Below are 21,688 nucleotides of genomic sequence, written 5' to 3'. Positions count from 1 at the left end.
CGAAACCATGGAAAGATACAAAGAGTAGCTCGCTAGCGCGAAATGAATTACTTCGAACAGTTAAACGTTTAGGCAGGACACTATGGAAAAAATGGTCAGGCTATCATCGCCGCAGTTTGGTGGAAACTAAGATGCATTGCATCAAATTATTGGGGGATAAACTCAGTGCAAGAAAATTTGATAGCCAAGTCAATGAAATTCATGCACGTGTAGCAGTCCTCAACAGATTTACGGAATTAGGTCGACCACTTACCCAAGTTACGCCTTAAATTTGGCTCAATTAGGGGGCTTTGTATTTCAAATCTTTGTGCAACAAAGCCGTTCTGAGGAGATTGTTGCTAGTAATAAGTTAAAAGCGGTTACATATTTAACTTTTATAGATAAAATTTCTCTTTCTGATTTAAAAGATTTTTTATTAAATTTTGAAGATAAAAATACGTCAGATTTTAGAAAACTTTTATCATTTTATGATTATATATTTTATAAAATTAATTCCTCCCAACCTCCCTTTGAAAAAGGAGGAGCGGTCACGTAATTCATTTATACACATGACATCCCCCTTTGCTAAAGGGGGATCGAGGGGGATTTAAACAATCGAATCATCCAAATTCGGTGCTAACCAACGCTTCGCTACATCTAGTGACCAACCCTTACGTTTCGCATAATCCTCAAGCTGATCTTGAGAAATCTTGCCCACGTTAAAGTATTCACTTTCAGGGTGCGAGTAATAGAAACCACTCACAGAAGAAGGCGGTATCATGGCAAAGTGTTCAGTCAACTTGGTACCAATCTTCGCTTCAGAACCTAACCAGTCAAACAACGCTGCTTTTTCAGAATGCTCAGGACAAGCAGGGTAGCCAGGTGCAGGACGAATCCCGATATACTTCTCTTTGATCAGTTCTTCATTGCCCAAAGTTTCATCGGCTTTATAGCCCCAGAACTCTTTACGAATACGCTCGTGTAAGTGCTCTGCAAAAGCTTCAGCAAAACGGTCTGCCAATGACTGCACTAAAATTGCTGAGTAATCATCACCTTTGGCTTTGTATTCATTTGCCAATTCTTCCGCACCGAAAATCGACACGGTAAAGCCACCTAAATAATCTTGCTGAGTCGTTGTCGGTTTAATATAGTCCGCCAATGACAAGTTTGGTTTGCCTGTGACTTTGTCCGATTGCTGACGCAAATGTTCAAAAGTATGCGTTACGCTCTGACCTGCTTCATCAAACACGCTCACCGTATCTGCACCTGTACGCTGAGCAGGGTATAAACCAAAGACTGCACGCGCATCGAAACGATTGTTGTCGATAATGTCTTTGAGCATGGTTTGTGCTTGATTGTACAAATCGGTTGCTGCTTCACCGACCACTTCATCTTCTAAGATTTTCGGGAATTTACCCGCCAAGCTCCAAGCAATAAAGAATGGTGTCCAGTCAAAATACTGAACTAGCGTTGCTAATGGATAATTGGTGAGGACATGTGTACCTAAAGTATTTGGCTTGGGTGGCACATAGTTGTCATCAATCTTAAAGCCATTTTTAACCGATTCTGCATAGCTTAGTTTGGCTGCTTTCGGCTGCTTATTGGCTAAACGCTCACGGACTTTGGCATATTCAGCACGATGTTCCGCAATAAAGTTTCCCCGCATTTCTTTCGACAGTAAGGTTGTAGCAACACCTACCGCACGAGAAGCATCGGCGACATAAATCACCGCATCGTTTTGATATTGAGGTTCAATTTTCACTGCCGTGTGTGCTTTCGAGGTGGTCGCACCGCCAATCAATAGTGGAATCTTGAAGCCTTTACGCTGCATTTCTTTGGCAACAAACACCATTTCATCTAGACTTGGGGTAATCAAGCCAGACAACCCGATGATGTCACATTTTTCATCAATTGCCGTTTGCAGAATTTTCTCGCATGGTACCATCACGCCAAGGTCAACAATGTCGTAACCGTTACAGCCCAATACGACACCCACAATATTTTTACCAATATCGTGTACATCACCTTTTACGGTTGCCATCAGGACTTTGCCTTTTGACTCGCCTGCACCTTTCTCTGCTTCAATATACGGGTTGAGCCAAGCAACAGCCTGTTTCATGACACGTGCAGATTTGACCACCTGTGGCAGGAACATTTTACCTGAACCAAACAGGTCGCCAACGACGTTCATGCCATCCATCAGTGGGCCTTCGATCACATCGAGTGGGCGTTTGGATTTTAAGCGTGCCTCTTCAGTGTCTTGGTCAATATAGGTGGTGATGCCTTTAACTAGGGCATATTCAAGACGCTTTTCAACGGATTCATTACGCCATTCAAGGTTTTCCGCTTCTTTGGCTGCACCGCCTTGACCACGGAATTTCTCTGCGACTTCAAGCAGTTTTTCAGTCGCTTCGTTACCACTTTCACCCTGATTACGGTTTAAAATGACATCTTCAACAGCATCTTTGAGTTCTTTTGGAATGTCATCGTAAATCGCCATTTGCCCTGCATTGACGATCCCCATGGTCATGCCTTGCTTGATGGCATAGTATAAGAACACCGAGTGAATCGCTTCACGGACAGGCTCATTACCACGGAATGAGAACGATACGTTAGACACACCACCCGAAATCATGGCATTTGGCAGGTTTTGTTTAATCCAGCCTGTGGCTTCAATAAAGTCTACGGCATAGTTATTGTGTTCTTCAATCCCTGTTGCGACAGCAAACACGTTCGGGTCAAAGATAATATCTTCAGATGGATAGCCGACTTCGTTGACCAAAATGTCATAAGAGCGTTTACAGATTTCACGTTTACGCGCTGCAGTATCGGCTTGTCCAGCTTCGTCAAATGCCATGACGATAATCGCTGCGCCATACTGACGGCATAGGCGAGCCTTATGCACAAACTCATCATAACCTTCTTTTAAGGAAATCGAGTTCACCACAGGTTTACCCTGAACGCATTTTAAGCCTGCTTCAATGATTTCCCATTTGGATGAGTCAATCATGATCGGCACACGTGAAATATCAGGTTCAGAGGCCACAAGATTCAGGAAATGCACCATCGCATTTTCTGAATCGAGCATGCCTTCATCCATGTTAATGTCGATGATTTGCGCACCTGCAACCACCTGTTGCTGCGCAACTTCGAGGGCTTCGGCAAATTTTTCTTCACGAATCAGGCGTAGGAACTTTTTAGACCCTGTGACGTTGGTACGTTCACCGACATTCACAAAAAGGGAGTCATCATAAATGTTAAATGGTTCTAAACCACTTAAACGACATGCAGGAATGGTTTCAGGCACTTGGCGTGGCGGTAAGTCTTTTACTGCTTCATAAATGGCACGAATATGGGCTGGAGTTGTACCACAGCAACCCCCTGCAATATTAATGATGCCACTTTCGGCAAACTCACGAATAAATGCTGCTGTTTCTGCCGCAGTTTCGTCATAACCACCAAAGGCATTGGGTAAGCCTGCGTTTGGATGCGCAGAAATGTAGACATCAGCCACATCACTAATGGTTTTTACGTGTGGGCGCATGGCATCCGCACCAAGCGCACAGTTAAAGCCCACTGAGATCACATTGGCATGACGAATTGAGTTCCAAAATGCTTCTGCGGTTTGACCTGTCAGGGTACGACCCGAAGCATCGGTAATCGTTCCCGAAATCATGATCGGTAAACTACGACCTAACTGCTTGAACGCTTCTTCAACCGCAAAAATGGCGGCTTTACAGTTTAGGGTATCGAACACGGTTTCAATGAGGATGATGTCCGCACCGCCTTCAATTAACGCCAGTGTTGCTTCAATATAATTATCTTTTAGCGCATCGAAGGTAATGTTACGAAAAGCAGGGTTGTTCACGTCTGGAGAGATAGAACAGGTGCGAGAGGTTGGCCCCAGTACTCCAGCCACAAAACGTGGTTTCTCAGGCGTTGAGTATTTTTCACAGGCCAGTTTTGCAAGGCGTGCAGCTTCTCGGTTAATTTCAGGAACCAAATCTTCCATGTGGTAGTCTGACATGGAAACTCGTGTTCCATTGAAACTGTTGGTTTCAATAATATCAGCGCCTGCTTCAAGGTAAGCTTCATGAATCCCTTGAATAATCTGCGGCTGAGTCAGAACCAGTAAGTCGTTGTTGCCTTTTAAGTCATGTTCCCAGTCGGCAAAGCGCTCACCTCGATAATCTTGTTCCTGCAATTTATGTTGCTGGATCATCGTGCCCATAGCACCATCGAGCATCATAATACGTTGAGAGAGAATTCGTTTTAAAGTGTTAAGTGTCGACATACACAGCCTTATATAGCACAGGGCAACAGCGAGAAAATCAGGATATTATACTCAGAATTGATATTTTTTGAGCAAAAATAGTCATTTTAATCATGTTGGTTTCTTATAAGCTTTATTCATTGGGCTTTTATTAAGGCGGAAAAGAAAGCAATACTTGACTAAATTAGTTTGATTTTTGACTTGATTGTGAATGTTGCGTTGAAATTTTCATCAATTTGCAATATTTATCTGACAATCTAATGTTAATGATTTTTTGTCGATGTTTAATAATCCTAAAAAACTTGAATTAAAATAGTGCAGTTGTCAAACAACTGGCTCAAAATAAATCAAAAACACAAAAATTGATTTTTCTGTGAAACAGAATGTCATATAATTGTCACAATTTAAATGAAGAATAAGAGGACTTTTTGATCCTCTTTCCATGACTGCATGAATTCGAATATTCCTTCTGCACAAGAGTCAGTACACTTTGATTCAAACAAATCGAAAAATGTACATGCACCAACACCAAAGTTCTTTGTGCCTGTATTTTTAACGATCATTATCGCGACTCTAATTTATATTGGTTTTCAGGTGAGTGCTGATTTGGCACATGTTCCACCGTTAAATTTATATTCAGTAATTTTACTTTCAACCGCATTGCTCATTGCTTTGGGGTTTGAGTTTGTGAATGGTTTTCACGATACCGCAAATGCGGTTGCAACCGTGATTTATACCAATGCTTTACCTGCACCTGTTGCAGTAATGTGGGCAGGTTTTTGTAACTTCCTTGGCGTTATGCTCGCGAGCGGTGCAGTTGCCTATGGCATTATTGCCTTGTTACCTGTTGAATTGATTATGAATGTCAACAGCGGTGCAGGCTTTGCAATGGTCTTTGCTTTGTTGATCGCAGCGATTATCTGGAACTTGGGAACATGGTTCTTTGGGATTCCAGCATCAAGCTCACATACTTTAATCGGTTCGATTTTGGGTGTGGGGCTGATGAATCATCTGTTGAACTCATCAACAGGTGGTAGCGGTATTGATATGGCACAGCTGTTGAAAGTGGGTAAAGCGTTATTATTTTCCCCTTTAATTGGCTTTGCCTTTGCGGCGATTGTATTCGTTTTAGTTAAATTTGTGTTTAAACGACATTTAAGTTTGTTTGAAGCACCAAATGGTCATACACCACCGCCACCAATTGTCCGTGCATTGCTCATTTTTACCTGTACTGGGGTAAGTTTTGCGCATGGTTCAAACGATGGTCAAAAAGGTATGGGGCTGATTATGCTGATCTTGGTTGGCTTGGTTCCGTTGGCATATTCACTCAACAAAAATCTGGACAGTGATCAGGTTCAAGCATTTACGACATTGTCTCAAAAAGCAGCGCCTGTCATTGCCGCAGATTATGCGCATATTGAAGATGAAAAAGCCCGTTTGATTTTGACACAATATATTCAAAATAAAAAAGTGACGCCTGAAGTTCTACCTGCTTTAGCAAGTACAACGCATCACTTGGGTCAAGAGTTGGCACAGTATTCTTCACTGAAAGATATTCCTGAGCAACAAGTGACTGCAATTCGTAATGAAATGTACTTAAGTACAACAACTATGAAAACTTTAGATAAAGCAGATGCTTTGCCAAAGTGGAGTGATGCAGATAAGAAAACTGTAAAAGCCTACCAAAAAAGCTTAGATGGTTTCTTGCAGTATATTCCAACATGGGTCAAGGTTGCGGTTGCTTTGGCACTAGGTTTGGGTACGATGGTTGGTTGGAAGCGTATTGTAGTGACCGTGGGTGAGCGTATTGGTAAGAACCATATGACTTACGCACAGGGGATGTCTGCTGAATTGGTGGCAATGAGTACGATTGCTGCAGCTGATGGCTTCGGTCTACCTGTATCAACAACTCACGTATTAAATAGTGCTGTTGCAGGAACAATGGTTGCCAATAAATCAGGTCTACAGTGGGTAACGATTCGTAATATCTTGTCTGCTTGGGTACTGACTTTACCTGCAACAATTTGTTTATCTGCTGGCTTATACTGGTTGTTCTTGCGTTTTGTTTAAGTTTATCAAATAAGACTAAACTGCAATCAAAAAAGCTTTGCCTCGGCAAGGCTTTTTTCATAAATTTAAAGTAACATTTTTTCTTAAAAAACAGTATTAAGATTTGATGACCACTAAACATGGATCATCAAATCTTTTGTATGAAGCATTATTTCTTCTTTAATGCCATTTCAACTTCTTGGGCTTCTTCAACGACAATGTCTAGCTCATCTTTTTTGGCTTTTTTGTCGTCTTTTTTCACTTTCTTTTTTTTCTTTTTCTTGGCTTTTTCTTCCTCTTCTTCAATTGAGCCATCTTCAATGGCTTGCCAATACTCAAGTTGCTCCATGACGGCTGCATAAATTGAATGTTTGCTGTAATTGCCTTTTTTATCAAGTTGACCAACAGGGCGACCCATCAAAATTTCGAGTGCCTGATCAATGGTACTAATCGCATGAATATGGAACTGACCTTCAGCAACGGCATCAATCACATCTTGACGCAACATAAGATGCTGCATGTTCTGGCGAGGAATAATCACCCCTTGTTTGCCCGTTAAACCTTGCAGTTTACATGCATCATAGAAGCCTTCGATTTTGGCATTTACACCACCAATCGGTTGTACTTGACCCAACTGATTCATCGAACCTGTAATCGCCCAAGACTGATCAATTGGTAATTGGCTAATCGCAGAGATAAGCGCAGAGAGTTCAGCAACAGTCGCACTATCGCCATCGACTTGACCATAGCTTTGCTCAAAAGCAAGCGCAGCAGAGAAGTGAAGAATCTGTTCACGACCAAAATGCGCTTTTAAGAAGCTCGACATGAGCAATACGCCTTTGGCGTGCAAGGAGCCACCGAGTTCAACACTACGTTCAATATCAAGAATATCACCGCCACCTTGATACACTGAAGCAGTTAGGCGAGAGGGTAAACCAAACTCAACATCGGCGTAGTGAATCACAGATAGGGCATTGATTTGACCAAAGCGGTAGCCTTGAGTTTCAATTAATTGCGTACCGCGAGATAGGTCTTGCCAGTACAATTCTCTTAAATAGCCTAAGCGATATTGGCGATGTTGTAATGCAGTATTGATATGGGCATCCGTCACCATTTTATCGCCTGCTTGGAAGGCGTGATGGTGTGATTCACGAATCAAATCACCTAACGTTGATGCATGCAAAGATAACGAGCTTTGATCTTCAGCTTGGCGACTTGAGTCAGTCAATAATGCGGCAAGCGCACTGCGATCGAAGGGTAACAATTTATCCGCTTGCACATAATCAGCGATAAGGTGCATATACGCCTGTTCGTTACTTTCATTACGTTGCAATGTATCGGTAAAGTCGGCACGAATTTTAAAGACACTGCCAAGCTCTGGTTCAAGTTCTAGAATTTCATAATAAATTTCAGGCTCAGCCATCAGCACAACTTTCAGTTGAATCGGAATAGAGGCAGGTTCGATTGAAATACTGCCTGTGAGTGTGAGCATATGCTCTAAAGAAGACAGTTTGAGTTGTCCAGATTTTAAAGCACGTTTCAACCCTTGCCATGCGTAGGGTTGTTCAAGAAGTTGCTCAGCTTCGAGCATCAAGAAGCCACCATTGGCACGGTGCAATGCACCCGCACGAATTAAGGTAAAATCGGTTGTGATTGTGCCATTTTGAGTGAGTTGTTCGACATGACCCAACAAATTGTAATGGGTTGGGAAGTCTTCAAAAATTACAGGCGCACCACTGTTTGGTGTATTGCTGACAATCACATTGGCTTGATAGCGTGCAGGAACTCGGCTAAAGAGAGCAGGTGAGAAGTCTTCTTCATCCTGATCGAGAATCAACTCAACATTTTCAATAATGTCTTTGGCATAGAGTTTGAGATATTGTTCTAAGCCTTGAATATTTTGGAATTTGTTGAGAATCAGATCAATACGTGGCGTGACCACTTGTTTTGCAATTTCACGGTTTAAGTCAGAAACCTGATCACGGGCATCATCTTCCAGATCACCCAAATGTAAACCTAGGCGTTCTAACTTTTTGTCCATATAACGGATATTGGATGCAATCTCTGCGCGTTGTTTATTCGGCAGTGCATCTAGCTCTTCTTGCGATATTTCCTGTAGAACATCATCTTTCAACTGAACAGGCACAAAACAATGTTCTTCGTTGCGAGAAATCAGTTTAAGGTCTAAGCCTGCACCCTCTTTGGTGAGTTCGACAAGCGCTTCTTGTTGTTCCTGTCCAGTTTCTTGGCGAATGCGCTCAATGCGGTTGTGATAGCTTTCTGCACTAAAGCGGCGTTCGAGCTGTTTTAAAATGGTTTGCCATGCTTGATGCAGGGCATTTTGAAACTTGTTACCTTGACCAGCAGGGAAGCAAAGCGCCAGTGGCTGACGAGCAACTTGGAAGTTATTGACATAAACCCAATCGTTTGGCGTAGGCATAGATTTGGCATGTTGCTGTAGCAAACGCTTAATCATGGTGCGTTTACCCAGTCCTGCTGTACCGACCGCAAAAATATTATAGCCCGCATAAGGGAGAGCAATCCCTGCTTCTACAGAAGCTCGTGCACGGTCTTGTCCTAAAAAGTTATTTAATGGCTTGATACGTTTGGTGGATGCAGGGATTTTTTCAAAATCAGGGATATGCGTGAGTTGTTCTGGTTTTAACTCCGTCTTTTGTAGTGTTTGTTGTATTTCAGGTTGATCAAACGCGGAGATAGGGCTGTCCTGATGAGGTTGTTTTTTAGTTAGAGAGTTTGCAGAGAGTACTGAATTCATTTGATCGAGTCTTTGGGTCACGGTTTTTAAATCCACAACAACAGTTGATTGGCAATTTAAAGGTATACAGTTTTGCCATTAAAGATCAAGCGACATATAAAAATTAACATGAAAAAAGCAATATTCTTATGGAATCAGGTTGCAACATTACAGCTAAAGGTTTCAAATAGCAGCTTTAAATCGTATGGAAACCCTCAGCACAATGACTTCGCAAAGCCAAGACTGGACACAAGCCTTTCGTGCTTTTTTAGATCGCCGTGCCTTGATCATGCTGTTTTTGGGGTTTTCTGCGGGTATTCCTATTCTTCTGATTTTTTCGAGCTTATCCCTATGGTTGGGCGAGGCGGGCATCGACAAAAGCGCGGTGACTTTTTTTAGTTGGGCTGCATTGGGATATTCCTTTAAATTCGTGTGGGCACCCTTGATTGATGAGTTGCCTGTGCCTGTCTTAACCAAAGCCTTGGGGCATCGCCGTGGCTGGTTGCTGGTCGCCCAGTGCCTCATTATTTGTGCCATTTGTATCATGGCTTTTTCAGATCCTTCTTTAGGGCAAAGCTATCTCATTCAAATGGCTGTTGGTGCTGTACTGCTAGGGTTTTCTGCCGCAACACAAGATATTGTGATTGATGCGTATCGGATTGAGTTGGCTGAAACGGAAATGCAAACCGTTTTGGCTTCGACTTATAATGCAGGCTACCGCATCGGGATGATTGTTGCAGGTGCGGGTGCTTTATTTTTGGCGGCATCTTTAGGGACATCCAAAGGCAACTATATTTATAGTGCTTGGAAATACACATATTTGACGATGGCTGCGGTGATGTTGGTTGGCATTATCACGACATTGTTGATTCGAGAACCTCAAGTAAAGCGGGTGTCTAAAAATTATCAGCGTCAGGATTATTTTCGTCTGGTCTGCGTTTTCTTTTTAGCCGTCATTAGCTTTGTTTTGAGCTATGTTTTCTCAGATGATCTTGTGGTTGCATTAGAAAAAAGGTGGCAAATTCAGGACAATTTTTTATTGTTCTGTTTTGAAGCAATCCGTTTTCTCGGCTCGGGAGCAGTTGCTTTACTGGTTGGGACTGTTCTGGTGAAAGCAGGCGTGGTCAATCGTCAAATGGCGATGGACACATGGGTTAGCCCGATTCAAGATTTCTTTCAGCGCTATGGTGTAAAACTTGCGCTGTTTTTATTGCTTCTCATTGGTTTTTATCGCATTTCTGACATTATTGCAGGGGTAATTTCTAATGTATTCTATCAAGACCTGAATTTTACCAAAGAGCAGATTGCTGAAGCTGTCAAAGTCTATGGGGTAATTTTCTCATTGTTTGGTGGGTTTTGTGGTGGCTTGCTGGCACAGCGCATGAATATCATGAAACTGATGTTTGTTGGTGCTGTTTTTGCGAGTAGCACCAATCTGATTTTTATTGGGTTGGTCAAATCAGGGCAACCACTTGGACGGGTTGAGCTGACTGTAGGGCAGCAACATTATCAGGTTCAACCTGACGATGTCGGATACTGGTCAGTGAAAGTACCTAATCAGGTTTTAGCCCAATCGCATCAACTTCAAATCCAAACGCAGTTTGCAGATCAAGCCAATTCTAAAATTAACTTGAACTTGCCTTACCTACAAGTGAGTTCCAAGCCACAAATTCAATTTTTACCTGTAACAAGCGATGGCGTACTTTCTCCTAAAGAGCAGCAAGATAGTATCGTGGTGAAAGGACAAGTTTCGGGTGTGGAAGCTGACCAGTTGCAAACAGATACACCTGTTACAATTTTGTTGGATGGTCAAAAATATCCAGCAAAACTGGATGATAAAGGTCTGTTTAGTGCAGCAGTAGATGGTGCTATTTTGTCTAAATCAGTTTCTAAACATCTGATTGCACAGTTAAACTTTAATCAGACTTCTATTCCACCAGTTCAGGCTGAACAGCGTTATACATTGAGTAGTGCGGCATTGCCGCTTGATGTTGATTTACAGCCTTTAAGTGTTGTGCAGCCAGATCAAGCTACAACAGAAATTAAAGGTAAAGTGATTAAACCCTATAGTCAATTGTGGTTGTACTTTGCGATTGTGATTGATAACTTGGCTTCAGGTTTGGCAGGGGCTGCATTTATTGCATTTTTATCTAGCTTAACCAGCGTATCTTTTACAGCGGTTCAATATGCTATTTTTAGTTCATTAATGACATTGACCCCTAAAATTTTAGGTGGATATTCGGGTACAATTGTGACCCATATTGGTTATCCAAAATTTTTCTTAATGACGACTTTAATTGGAATCCCGATTTTAGCATTGGTCATTTGGGTAGCAAAATTATTAAGAGATCATCAATCCATACAAACTTCACGAGAGGATTAATCGTATGCGCATGTTACATACCATGTTACGCGTAGGCAATTTAGAGCGCTCATTGGCATTCTATACTGAGGTACTCGGTATGACTTTACTACGTCGCCGTGACTATGAAGAAGGGCGTTTTACCTTAGCGTTTGTTGGCTATGGTGACGAAGAAAATCATACAGTCTTAGAGCTGACACACAACTGGGATACTGAAAGCTATGATTTGGGTAATGCTTACGGACATATTGCGATTGCAGTTGAAGATGCTTACCAAGCCTGTGAACAGATCAAAGCGCGTGGTGGCAATGTGGTGCGTGAAGCAGGTCCAATGAAAGGTGGTGTTACGGTCATTGCTTTTGTTGAAGATCCAGATGGTTATAAAATTGAGTTGATTCAGCAAGATCAGAACGCGCGCAATAATTAACAGATCACGATAAAGCAGTCGTATCAGTCTATTTTTTCCTGTATAATACGCCGACTTGTTGAGCTTAGCCCTAACTTAGAGTTTCGGTGAGCCAAAAGAATGGTCTGTGATGGTGTTGACCTGCTTTTTGCATTCCTCATAGCGAGATTCTCGTGATGAGAGTGGTCAATTGCGATGACAGCATAACCTTTCTTAACCTAGGAGAATCGACCATGCGCGCCGATATTCACCCAAAATACGAAAAATTAGTTGCAACTTGTTCTTGCGGTAACGTGATCGAAACACGTTCTGCTGTTGGTAAAGAAACACTTTATCTTGACGTATGTTCAGCTTGCCACCCATTCTATACGGGTAAACAAAAGAATGTAGACACTGGCGGTCGTATTGACAAGTTCAAACAACGTTTTGCGGGTATGTCACGTTCAGTTAAACGTGGTTAATCCGACAGGATGTAAAAAACGGGCAATTTGCCCGTTTTTTTTATGCTTGTATATGTCGATATGACAAGACCTTAGTGGTCTTGTCCATCAATTAAGTGATCGAGCTTCTTTTGAAAATAATCACCTTGTAAATAACGAACATCAATATTCCACGCATTGGCAAAGGTATTCATGTTATTTAACATTGGTAAAATCATATCAACTTCACGGATTTCTTGATAATTTTGAACCTGTAACTGTAACTCAGCCATTTCCTTGTCATCATTTAAACTTTGAGTCAGTTTTGAATCTAGGCGATAAAGATCAATATCTTGATTGCTAAGAAGGTTGGTACATGTATCATCAACACCAAAATGACGTACAGAAATTAAAGCACCTTGAGCGCGTAACTGTTTGAGTACGGGCGTAACCTGTTCCGCATATTGGAGCAGATCGTGTGTTGAAAACTGTAAAATCAGTGGATGATTTTTGGTGTTTCGAATAATTGAAAAGAGTTTCTCAATTAAATTTACAACTTGTTTATCATGCAATAAAACATAAATATTTAAATTGATGATTAACTTCGCATTTGGATACTGAGTGATAAAGTTATATAGCTGTTTACAAGCTTCAACCAAAATCCAGCGATCTAATTTAACAGCTAACTCAGTATCTTTACGAAGCTCAGCGAGATCTTCAAGAGAAAGCCACTGTTTTTCATAAATAACACCACTACTCACTTCGTAGGTATATAGCTCAGTATCTTGCTTGTCGTAAAGTTGTTGATATTTTAAATGCACTGCATTTTGTTCAACAATGCTGTGTAACTCTTTAATTAATTGTTGTTCGCGATCTAATTCGGCACCAAGCACCATAGCAGGTGGTAGCTCATGTGATTCAAAGTTGGAGAATTGAATGTCATGCGATTCAACTTTTTTATGCTGAATCGGATGTGATAGACCATGTACGATGAGAAAGTCAAATTGCTCTTGATTTTGAATTGCTCCCTCAATTTCACTATAACCAATAGCAAATTGCACAGAGTAGTTTTCTGCATCAACATCAAGTAGTTGTGGTTTTAGAAGTGGGCTTAGACCCTGAAGTTTAGAGTAAAGCAAGTTTTCATTGGCAGCTTGGCAAAGACCGACAAATAGGGCAGGGGCAATTTTAATAACAGTGCTATGAATCTGTTCTTGAATAAATTCTTGTACAGATTTGATATAAGCGATGGTTTTGCCTTGATCTAAATGTGCAACTTGGTCATGAAATCCTGTAAGTAAAAACATCACGATGGCATTTTTATTTGCAGGTTCATTGAGCATTTTACGATTGATTTGTTCGTAAAAACGGTTACTCGAATTCGTGAGTTCTGAACCTGTAGATGATGCTTTAATTTGTGATGATGTTTCAGTTTCAATTGAAATCTGTACAGCATCTAATTGCGTTGTATCAGGTAAGACTTCTATACGTAAAGCATGATTTGGTTGTTTGATATTTGGATTAAGAGATTTTAAATCAAATCGTGCCTGATCGAAGTTGCGTTGAGAGATACGCTTAAAACGTTGTTTAAAATCTTGTAACTGTTCAGGTTGTAAAATATCGAGTAAAGGCAACCCTAAAATTTCATCTTCTTTGTTAAATCCAAATAGGTTCAAGTACTCACGATTGGCTTTGACATGAATGCCTTCTTGGATTACAGCAAGTGCTTTATGAGTATCATGAGCATATGTTTGAATATGAGTTTCAGCAATTTCTAGTTCTTTGAGTAAATGCTGCTGAGCCTGTAAAGAGCGGCTATAAGATAAGGTACGCACAAGACCAATATAGAAACGATCTGGGTAGTCTAGATTGAATAAATCATAAACCCCTTTATTGATATAGTTTAGATATTGGGACGGATGATAACTTTCAGGATTGAGTAGTAATAATGGGAGTTGTGGCTGATTGGATGCGTGAATGAGGGCGAGAGCTTGTTCAACCTTTAAATCATAAGCTCGCCCAAATAAAACAACATCCCAGTGGATGTGGAGTTGCTTTTCAAAACTTTTAATATCGTCTAGTAGAAATGCATCGACTTGGTGCCCTTTTGAGGTCAATAGGTCGACGATTTGATTATAGCGAATTTGATTGTCATCTATAATGAGCAAACGTGTCTTAATTTGTTTGAGCTTGTGGGATAAAAAAGCATTTCTCATTTTAGACTTTCCCATACATCTTGTTTTTTGATGGTTTCAGCATGTTGGTGAACATGTTGTTCGAGTATACCTTGTTCATCATCATTTAATAACTCAAAGTTAAATTGTGAAAAGCTTTGACTAATCAACTTTGCATCATTCAGATAAATTTTGATCTGTTTATTGGACAGACGTAAATTAATTCCTTGTTGTGGCTTAAAAGTTTGATGCCCAGGTACGATGATAGTCAGCATATTTTTATTGAGTACATCATTACTCAGGAGGAGTGCTGGATGGAAAAAGATTGTATTGCGATCAGCGCTAAGTTGTACTGCGCAGGGTGTAAGATCTTGTGACAAAACTTCAACACCAAACTCTAAATGTTTGTTCGACACTTGCTTAATCCAACGAATTACCCCACCACGCCAAGGGCTATGGGCATTTTCTTGAACGAGAATAAATTCCCCTGTGCGTAATTGTTTAGGAACTTGACCCGTCCAACGAATACGATAACCATTAATACTAATATCCATAATCGTACAACTATGAATATATTTGGTTTCTTGGTCTAAAACATGATAGAGCGATTTGGTCTTTACGGTCGGTTTATCGCTATTCCAACTTGATCTTGATGCTGAATGATCCTGCTGTAAATGCACTTTACTTTCAAGAAGAAGCGTATCTTCAAAATGTGTTGCATGAGATAAATAGTAATGTGCACTTTGTAAGCCAAAGGCTAATTGTATATTAGAAACATAATCATAACGTTCATAACGACGTTCAGGAATATTGTTGAGTAGATTCTGAACGTGGAAAATTAAAGACGAACTTAAATAATGCTTTTCAGTCGGTGAAATTTGTTTATTTTGTGGCAAATTTGCCAAGTTAATATGTTCAAGTAATGCTTGTGTTCCAATAAAATAACAGTCTTCACCTTTCTTTAACTGAGTGTTATTGAGAACAGGTGGAAAATCTTTATTTGGATCAATAATATAACGAGAGTTAGCTGATTCTTTATTGATGATTTGAATTAATTGAACCCATTGGTAGGAACATTGGAACAATGCTTGAATTTCAATTGGTCGAATTTGATGTGTATTTAAAATATCGAGTAAGTTAATTTGGGTATAGAGTTGATAGATATTGGGCAACTGATTGATTGAACCATGCAAATGGTTAATGTCTTCAAGATGAAAATCATTATATTCAGCCAAGATAAATAACTGATGACCAATTCGCCATTGACCTACTAAACTGCTTTTATAGAGTACCAATTGTTGAAACTTTAACAGGCTGAGCTGTTGTAAGGCATAGTAGGTACTTAAGCTACGGATTTTTTGTAGTTGTTTCTTTTGTCGAAAAGCAAAAAGTGAGAATTGCTTGGAATTGAGTTGAGTATGCGCCTCAAAAGCAATATGAATATAAATACGTGCGATATAACAGCGAAACTGTTGAGCCAGTTCTACAATGGATTCATTGTGATTCATGATAGAAGCGACATCGCTGAGAAAATATTTCTCTAATGTGCCCAAAACTTGTTCTAAAGATAAATGTAAGCTTTGAATTAAATCAAAGCGGAGTTGTTCTTCACATTTAAGCTCTAAAATCTCAATGACAGCATTCAGTAATGATTTCGATGAATCTCCCAAATGAATCGATGGCAAGCGCAAAAGCCATTCTTGCATGCCTTTAACGCTTGCTGTGCAGAAACTTAATTCAGACCGATATTGTTCGATCGGGGCTGTAAAAAAGTCACTTTGGTTTATTGTTGTCATACGTCACCACTAAAAAATAGGCGTTCCATATAAGGGGGTTTTATTTTTTTCCCCTGCAATTTCCCTGACCAGTTTGGGGACTAAGTATCCGGGTAGTCTTGCAAGTAGTTCTGTGTAAATTTGATCAATAGACGTTGTTGGCAAATCAAAATGATGAGCCCCTTTGACCTTGTCTAAAACGTGTAAATAATAAGGCATTACTCTTGCATCCAATAGCCGATAACTGAGAGCAGCAAGTTGCTCAACAGAGTCATTCACTCCTTTTAATAATACTGCTTGATTGAGAACTGTGACTCGATTTTCAGTTAATCTCTGTAACTGCTTCGCAGTATATTCGTCAATTTCAGATGCATGGTTGGAGTGTATCACTAGTATAATATGTAGCCTACTGTTTTTTAATAAAGAAATAAATTCTTCATCAATGCGATCAGGAATGACAATAGGAACTCGTGAATGGATTCTGAGCATTTTTAGCTGGGGTAAGCTCTCTAAACGCTCAATCCAAAGTGCCAGTTTTTTGTTGGTTAAGGTGAGGGGATCACCACCACTGAGAATGACTTCATTAATATCGGGATGATCTAGTAAATACTGTTTGATCTGAATCCAATCTTCATTTTTAGGTAAGTTTTCTTGATAAGGAAAGTGACGACGGAAGCAGTAACGACAATGAACTGCACATGCACCTGTTAAAGTGAGTAAAAAGCGGGATTGATATTTGTGTAAAACACCAGGAAGTTGATTGGCTTGTTCTTCACCTAGCGGGTCAGTAACAAAACCTTCGTGGTCTTCTAATTCGAGATGATGAGGGAGAACTTGTAACAAAAGTGGGTCAAATGGGTCACCAACGTTCATTTTTCCGACGAACGCACGGGGAATACGCAATTTAAACTTTTCAGAAGCTAGGATTGCCCCTGATAATAATTGATCTGCTGAGAGTTGTAGAGTGTCGAGCAATTCTTTTGGATCAGTAATTAGATCACTGAGTTGAGTTTTCCAGTTTTGCTCTCGGTACAAATAGTTTATCATGCCACGTGTTAAAAATAATGCTAGTCTAGCATTAATCAGTTTAAGTTAGTAAGTTTGGAGTGTGCCAGTCATGGCCAATTATTCTACAAATGAGTTTAAGCAAGGCTTAAAAGTCATGCTTGATAGCAACCCATGTTCAATCATGGAAAATGAATATGTAAAACCAGGTAAAGGTCAGGCATTTAACCGTGTTAAATTACGTAACCTTAAAACTGGTAAAGTATTAGAAAAAACTTTTAAATCTGGTGACTCTTTAGAAGCTGCTGATATCGTAGAAGTAGAAATGGACTACTTATACAACGATGGTGAAATGTGGCACTTCATGGATCCAGAATCTTTTGAACAGATCGCTGCAGACAAAACTGCAATGGGCGATGCTGCAAAATGGTTAAAAGACGATTCAAACGAAAAATGTTCAGTGATGTTGTTCAATGGTGTTCCATTGACAGTCAGCGCACCAAACTTCGTAGTTTTGAAAATTGTTGAAACTGATCCAGGTGTTAAAGGCGACACAGCGGGTACAGGTGGTAAGCCTGCGAAACTTGAAACAGGTGCAGTTGTGCGTGTTCCATTATTCGTTCAGCAAGAAGAAAGCATTCGTGTAGATACTCGTACTGGCGATTATTTAGAGCGTGCATAATAGCGAGATAATCCGCTATGATTGAAGGGGTGAACATGTTCATCCCTTTTTTTATTCCAAAGTCGTAGATCAAAATAATAATATGGGGTGTACAGTCATAGGGAATTGTAATTACTTTGCTTGGTATTAATGGATATTTCACATAAAATAAAGTTCTAAAATAAGAAAAACGCATAAATTTCAGTTGATTTAAAAGAAATATGCTTGGTTCTATTAAAATGAATTTTAAAATTTTTATGGAAGTATTGATTAATTATGCAAAATAAGCACTGTTGATCGTAAAACAGGCGAGGACTAGCATGGATCGTTATCAACATTCAAATCGAACATCATTTACTTCTAAAATTTTATGGGTACTTGTGGCCATTGTTGGCGCAGTATCTTTTGCAATGCTTGCACTTCATCGTGGAGAACATATTAATGCTGTCTGGTTGGTACTGGCAGCTTTATGTGTTTATAGCATTGCATATCGTTTCTATAGTCTATTTATTTCCAAAAATATTTTTGAATTAGATTCTAAACGCCTAACACCCGCTTATCGTCTGGCTGATGGTCTAGATTATGTTCCAACCAATAAATATGTACTGTATGGACACCATTTTGCAGCCATCGCAGGGGCAGGTCCATTGGTTGGGCCAATCCTTGCGGCGCAAATGGGCTATTTGCCAGGCACAATTTGGTTGCTGGTGGGGGTGGTTCTGGCAGGCGCTGTCCAAGATTTTCTTGTGCTTTTTATTTCAGTACGCCGTGATGGTCGTTCACTGGGTGAAATGGCAAAACAGGAGCTTGGTTCATTTGCGGGTATCATTGTCATGCTGGGAACACTGGGCGTGATGATTATTATCTTGGCAGTATTGGCATTGGTGGTTGTGAAAGCATTGACCAATAGTCCATGGGGCGTATTTAGTATTGCAATGACGATTCCGATTGCACTGTTTATGGGAATTTACATGCGGTTTATCCGCCCAGGAAAAATTGCAGAAGTTTCCGTGATTGGTTTTATTTTGATGATGATGGCAATTGTCTATGGGGGAGATGTTGCACAGCATCCTTATTGGGGGCCAATTTTTACCTTAACTGGAACAGAGTTGACTTGGTGCTTGGTAACGTATGGTTTTATTGCTTCGGTTTTACCTGTTTGGTTGCTACTCGCGCCGCGTGATTATTTATCAACATTTTTGAAGATCGGTGTGATTGCTGGTTTAGCTGTTGGTATTGTAATTGCAATGCCTGATCTAAAAATGCCTGCAATTACCCATTTTGTAGATGGTACTGGCCCTGTGTTTGCGGGTGGTTTATTTCCATTTTTATTTATTACTATTGCTTGTGGTGCCATTTCTGGTTTTCATGCTTTGGTATCAAGCGGTACGACACCAAAACTGGTTGAAAATGAAAGTCATATCCGCATGATCGGTTATGGTGGCATGTTGACAGAGTCCTTTGTTGCAATCATGGCTTTGATTTGTGCAACCGTACTTGAACCTGGCGTGTATTTTGCGATTAATTCACCTGCTGCATTGATTGGGGTTGATGCGCAAAGTGCATCTGAGGCGATTCGTACCTTAGGATTTGTGGTGACCCCTGAGTCCTTAACATTGCTTGCGCAAGAAGTGGGTGAGCATTCAATTCTTTCTCGTGCAGGTGGTGCGCCAACATTTGCAATTGGTATGGCACATATTCTGTCTGAGATTTTTAATAATCGTTCGATGATGGCATTTTGGTATCACTTTGCGATTTTATTTGAAGCCTTATTTATTTTAACCGCAGTCGATGCGGGAACACGTGCTTGCCGTTTTATGGTGCAAGATGCAGTTGGAATCATGATTCCTGCTGTGAAAGAATCACGTTCTTTCGTTGGAAACTTGATTGGAACAGGGGTTGCGGTTGCAGGATGGGGTTATTTTGTCTACCAAGGCGTCGTTGATCCTCTAGGTGGGATTAACTCACTTTGGCCACTCTTTGGGATTGGTAACCAAATGTTAGCTGCGATGGCATTAACTTTAGGTACAGTCATTCTATTTAAGATGAAGAAAGAAAAATATGTTTGGGTCACGATTTTACCAACGATTTTCTTGGTTGTGACGTCGATGGTTGCAGGCTGGCAGAAAATCTTCCATACCAACCCAAAAATTGGATTTTTGGCGCAGGCAAATAAATTTTCTGATGCAATCGCACGTGGTGAAGTGCTAAAACCAGCAAAATCACTTGCAGAAATGCATACCATTGTATTGTCGAATCAGATTAATGCGGTATTATGTGCATTCTTTATGATTGTACTTGTGGTCATGATTATTGCATCGATTGGAGTTGTACGCCGTGCTTTGGCAAGCCCGAAACCTACGGTGAATGAAGCGCCTGCTGAATATGCCAAAGTTGCAGGGGAATGAGTATGAAACTTAAATTTGCCGCACAGGGTACAACTATTGTTGCTAAAATTATTAAGATGACCATTTTGTCACAGAAAAATCTGATTCTATCTCCAAAAAACTGGTCAAAAATTGCAACACTTTGGCAGCGATTGCAGCAGAGTTTTCGACTGATGGTGGGTGTGCCTGATTATGCAACTTATTTGGAGCACATGCGCCAGCATCATCCTGATTTAACGCCTATGGATGTCAGAACGTTTTATCGACATTGTGTTGATGTGCGTTATCCATCAGGAAAAGCAGGTTTGAAAAAGTGCCCATGCTAATGCTGTGTGCTGACTGATCTTTGAAGAATCGGTAAAACGGTGTATGTTAGAACATGCACCGTTTTTATTTTTTAGGCACTTATTTATGTGGGAAACCAATAAAAAACAACAAGCTGAAAATGAAACCTCAATTCAAAGTCAGATCACTGCATTTTTCCCGCAAATTGCCCAGTTTTTGCAGGAAATTAATAAAATTATTTTAGATAAATCTCAACAAACTGAGTTAGCGCTGACTGCATTGCTTGCAGGTGGGCATGTGCTCTTTGAAGATTTACCCGGTTTGGGGAAAACGACTTTATCTCATGCTTTAGCAAAATTAACAGGTTTGAGTTTTAACCGCATTCAATTTACCAATGATATGTTGGCTAGCGATGTTATTGGTATCAATTTATTTAATCAAAAAATCCAGCAATTTGAGTTTAAGCAAGGGCCAATTTTTACTCAGATTTTACTGGCAGATGAAATTAATCGAAGTAGCCCAAAAACCCAAAGTGCTTTGCTTGAAGCGATGGAAGAGGGCGGTGTTAGTTTGGATGCTGTACATTATCGCCTGCCGCAGCCTTTTTGGGTGGTTGCAACACAAAATCCACTGTTCCAAAGTGGCACATACGCTTTACCTGAATCTCAGTTAGACCGTTTTTTAATGCGTTTGTCATTGGGCTATCCATCGCGTTCAGCAGAACGTGCGTTATTAACTGATCCTAGTCGCCAAAGCTTGTTGTCGAAGTTGCCAGAGGTGTTTTCTTCTCAAGATTTATTGGTTTTGCAGCAGCTACGTCAGCATGTGACGGTCAGTGACGCCGTTTTAGACTATATTTTAGATTTGGCAGAAAAAACCAGAGCTGGTTTACAAGGCTTATCCACTCGGGGTGTGATTGCTTTGAAAAATGCAACGCAAGCATATGCTTTGGTACAACAGCGTACTTTTACGACTACAGATGATGTACAGGCTGTTTTTGTTGCAGTTGCAGCGCATCGGATTGGTTTAAGTGAACTTGAAACACAACAGCTCATGCAAAGAGTGCCTGTGAGCTATTAAGTATTAAAAACAGTCGTGCTTTTCTATGGGCTGACTTTCTATAAAAAGTAGAACGAATTTCAAAACAGAATTGCAAAA

Annotated in this window: 15 protein-coding genes; 10 read left to right on the top strand and 5 right to left on the bottom strand. The window is 40.4% G+C overall.

The genetic code is table 11. From position 1 onward, the window contains the following. On the top strand, window positions 1-269 hold a 269-nt coding region (locus tag GBN19_RS07350; protein ID WP_375707863.1), incomplete at its 5' end, for a transposase. A 2-nt stretch (window positions 270-271) separates the two neighbouring features. Next, entirely contained in the window at window positions 272-535 is a 264-nt protein-coding gene (locus GBN19_RS07345; protein ID WP_215903483.1) for a hypothetical protein, read from the top strand. A gap of 51 nt (window positions 536-586) precedes the next feature. Here the strand turns inward: GBN19_RS07345 and metH are convergent, their stop codons facing one another. Next, complete coding sequence (metH, locus tag GBN19_RS07340; protein WP_151777671.1) at window positions 587-4,273, bottom strand: methionine synthase; 3,687 nt, start codon at window positions 4,271-4,273, stop codon at window positions 587-589. Between the two features lie 429 nt (window positions 4,274-4,702). Between metH and GBN19_RS07335 the strand changes: the two genes are divergently transcribed. Further along, entirely contained in the window at window positions 4,703-6,322 is a 1,620-nt protein-coding gene (locus GBN19_RS07335; RefSeq protein ID WP_151777670.1) for an inorganic phosphate transporter, read from the top strand. 148 nt (window positions 6,323-6,470) lie between these two features. Here the strand turns inward: GBN19_RS07335 and GBN19_RS07330 are convergent, their stop codons facing one another. After that, entirely contained in the window at window positions 6,471-9,098 is a 2,628-nt protein-coding gene (locus GBN19_RS07330; protein ID WP_151777669.1) for a Lon protease family protein, read from the bottom strand. Between the two features lie 181 nt (window positions 9,099-9,279). Between GBN19_RS07330 and GBN19_RS07325 the strand changes: the two genes are divergently transcribed. The 3 genes from GBN19_RS07325 (at window position 9,280) to rpmE (ending at window position 12,285) form a co-directional block, all read left to right on the top strand. Beyond that, the gene (locus GBN19_RS07325) at window positions 9,280-11,439 is read left to right on the top strand and encodes an AmpG family muropeptide MFS transporter (protein WP_151777668.1); all 2,160 of its coding nucleotides are present in this window, start codon (window positions 9,280-9,282) and stop codon (window positions 11,437-11,439) included. A gap of 4 nt (window positions 11,440-11,443) precedes the next feature. Then, the gene (gene gloA / locus GBN19_RS07320) at window positions 11,444-11,845 is read left to right on the top strand and encodes a lactoylglutathione lyase (protein ID WP_151777667.1); all 402 of its coding nucleotides are present in this window, start codon (window positions 11,444-11,446) and stop codon (window positions 11,843-11,845) included. A gap of 212 nt (window positions 11,846-12,057) precedes the next feature. Further along, window positions 12,058-12,285 (top strand): 50S ribosomal protein L31, encoded by a 228-nt coding sequence (gene rpmE / locus GBN19_RS07315; RefSeq protein WP_151710265.1) that lies wholly within the window; start codon window positions 12,058-12,060, stop codon window positions 12,283-12,285. 71 nt (window positions 12,286-12,356) lie between these two features. On the opposite strand, the gene GBN19_RS07310 is transcribed toward rpmE, so the two are convergent. The 3 genes from GBN19_RS07310 to epmB are packed head-to-tail and all read right to left on the bottom strand — an operon-like array spanning window position 12,357 to window position 17,239. Further along, complete coding sequence (locus tag GBN19_RS07310) at window positions 12,357-14,459, bottom strand: EAL domain-containing protein (RefSeq protein ID WP_151777666.1); 2,103 nt, start codon at window positions 14,457-14,459, stop codon at window positions 12,357-12,359. Continuing rightward, complete coding sequence (locus GBN19_RS07305) at window positions 14,456-16,213, bottom strand: GTPase (protein WP_151777665.1); 1,758 nt, start codon at window positions 16,211-16,213, stop codon at window positions 14,456-14,458. The genes GBN19_RS07310 and GBN19_RS07305 overlap by 4 nt, the downstream gene beginning before the upstream one ends. A 9-nt stretch (window positions 16,214-16,222) precedes the next feature. Beyond that, on the bottom strand, window positions 16,223-17,239 hold the full coding sequence (gene epmB, locus GBN19_RS07300; protein WP_151710268.1) for an EF-P beta-lysylation protein EpmB: 1,017 nt from the start codon (window positions 17,237-17,239) through the stop codon (window positions 16,223-16,225). A 70-nt stretch (window positions 17,240-17,309) separates the two neighbouring features. Here epmB and efp point away from each other — a divergent pair, with 70 nt between their 5' ends. The 4 genes from efp (at window position 17,310) to GBN19_RS07280 (ending at window position 21,610) form a co-directional block, all read left to right on the top strand. Further along, window positions 17,310-17,879 (top strand): elongation factor P, encoded by a 570-nt coding sequence (gene efp / locus GBN19_RS07295; protein ID WP_111892509.1) that lies wholly within the window; start codon window positions 17,310-17,312, stop codon window positions 17,877-17,879. Window positions 17,880-18,178: 299 nt separating this feature from the next. After that, entirely contained in the window at window positions 18,179-20,266 is a 2,088-nt protein-coding gene (locus tag GBN19_RS07290; protein WP_151777664.1) for a carbon starvation CstA family protein, read from the top strand. A gap of 2 nt (window positions 20,267-20,268) precedes the next feature. After that, complete coding sequence (locus GBN19_RS07285; RefSeq protein WP_151777663.1) at window positions 20,269-20,571, top strand: YbdD/YjiX family protein; 303 nt, start codon at window positions 20,269-20,271, stop codon at window positions 20,569-20,571. Window positions 20,572-20,656: 85 nt separating this feature from the next. After that, window positions 20,657-21,610 (top strand): AAA family ATPase, encoded by a 954-nt coding sequence (locus GBN19_RS07280; RefSeq protein WP_151710271.1) that lies wholly within the window; start codon window positions 20,657-20,659, stop codon window positions 21,608-21,610. The last annotated feature ends 78 nt before the right edge of the window (window positions 21,611-21,688 follow it).

The organism is Acinetobacter brisouii, assembly GCF_008993995.1.
In the GTDB taxonomy this organism is placed as follows: domain Bacteria; phylum Pseudomonadota; class Gammaproteobacteria; order Pseudomonadales; family Moraxellaceae; genus Acinetobacter; species Acinetobacter brisouii_A.
The sequence above is the reverse complement of the archived record's forward strand: the minus strand, read 5'-3'. Positions and strand labels throughout refer to the sequence as shown.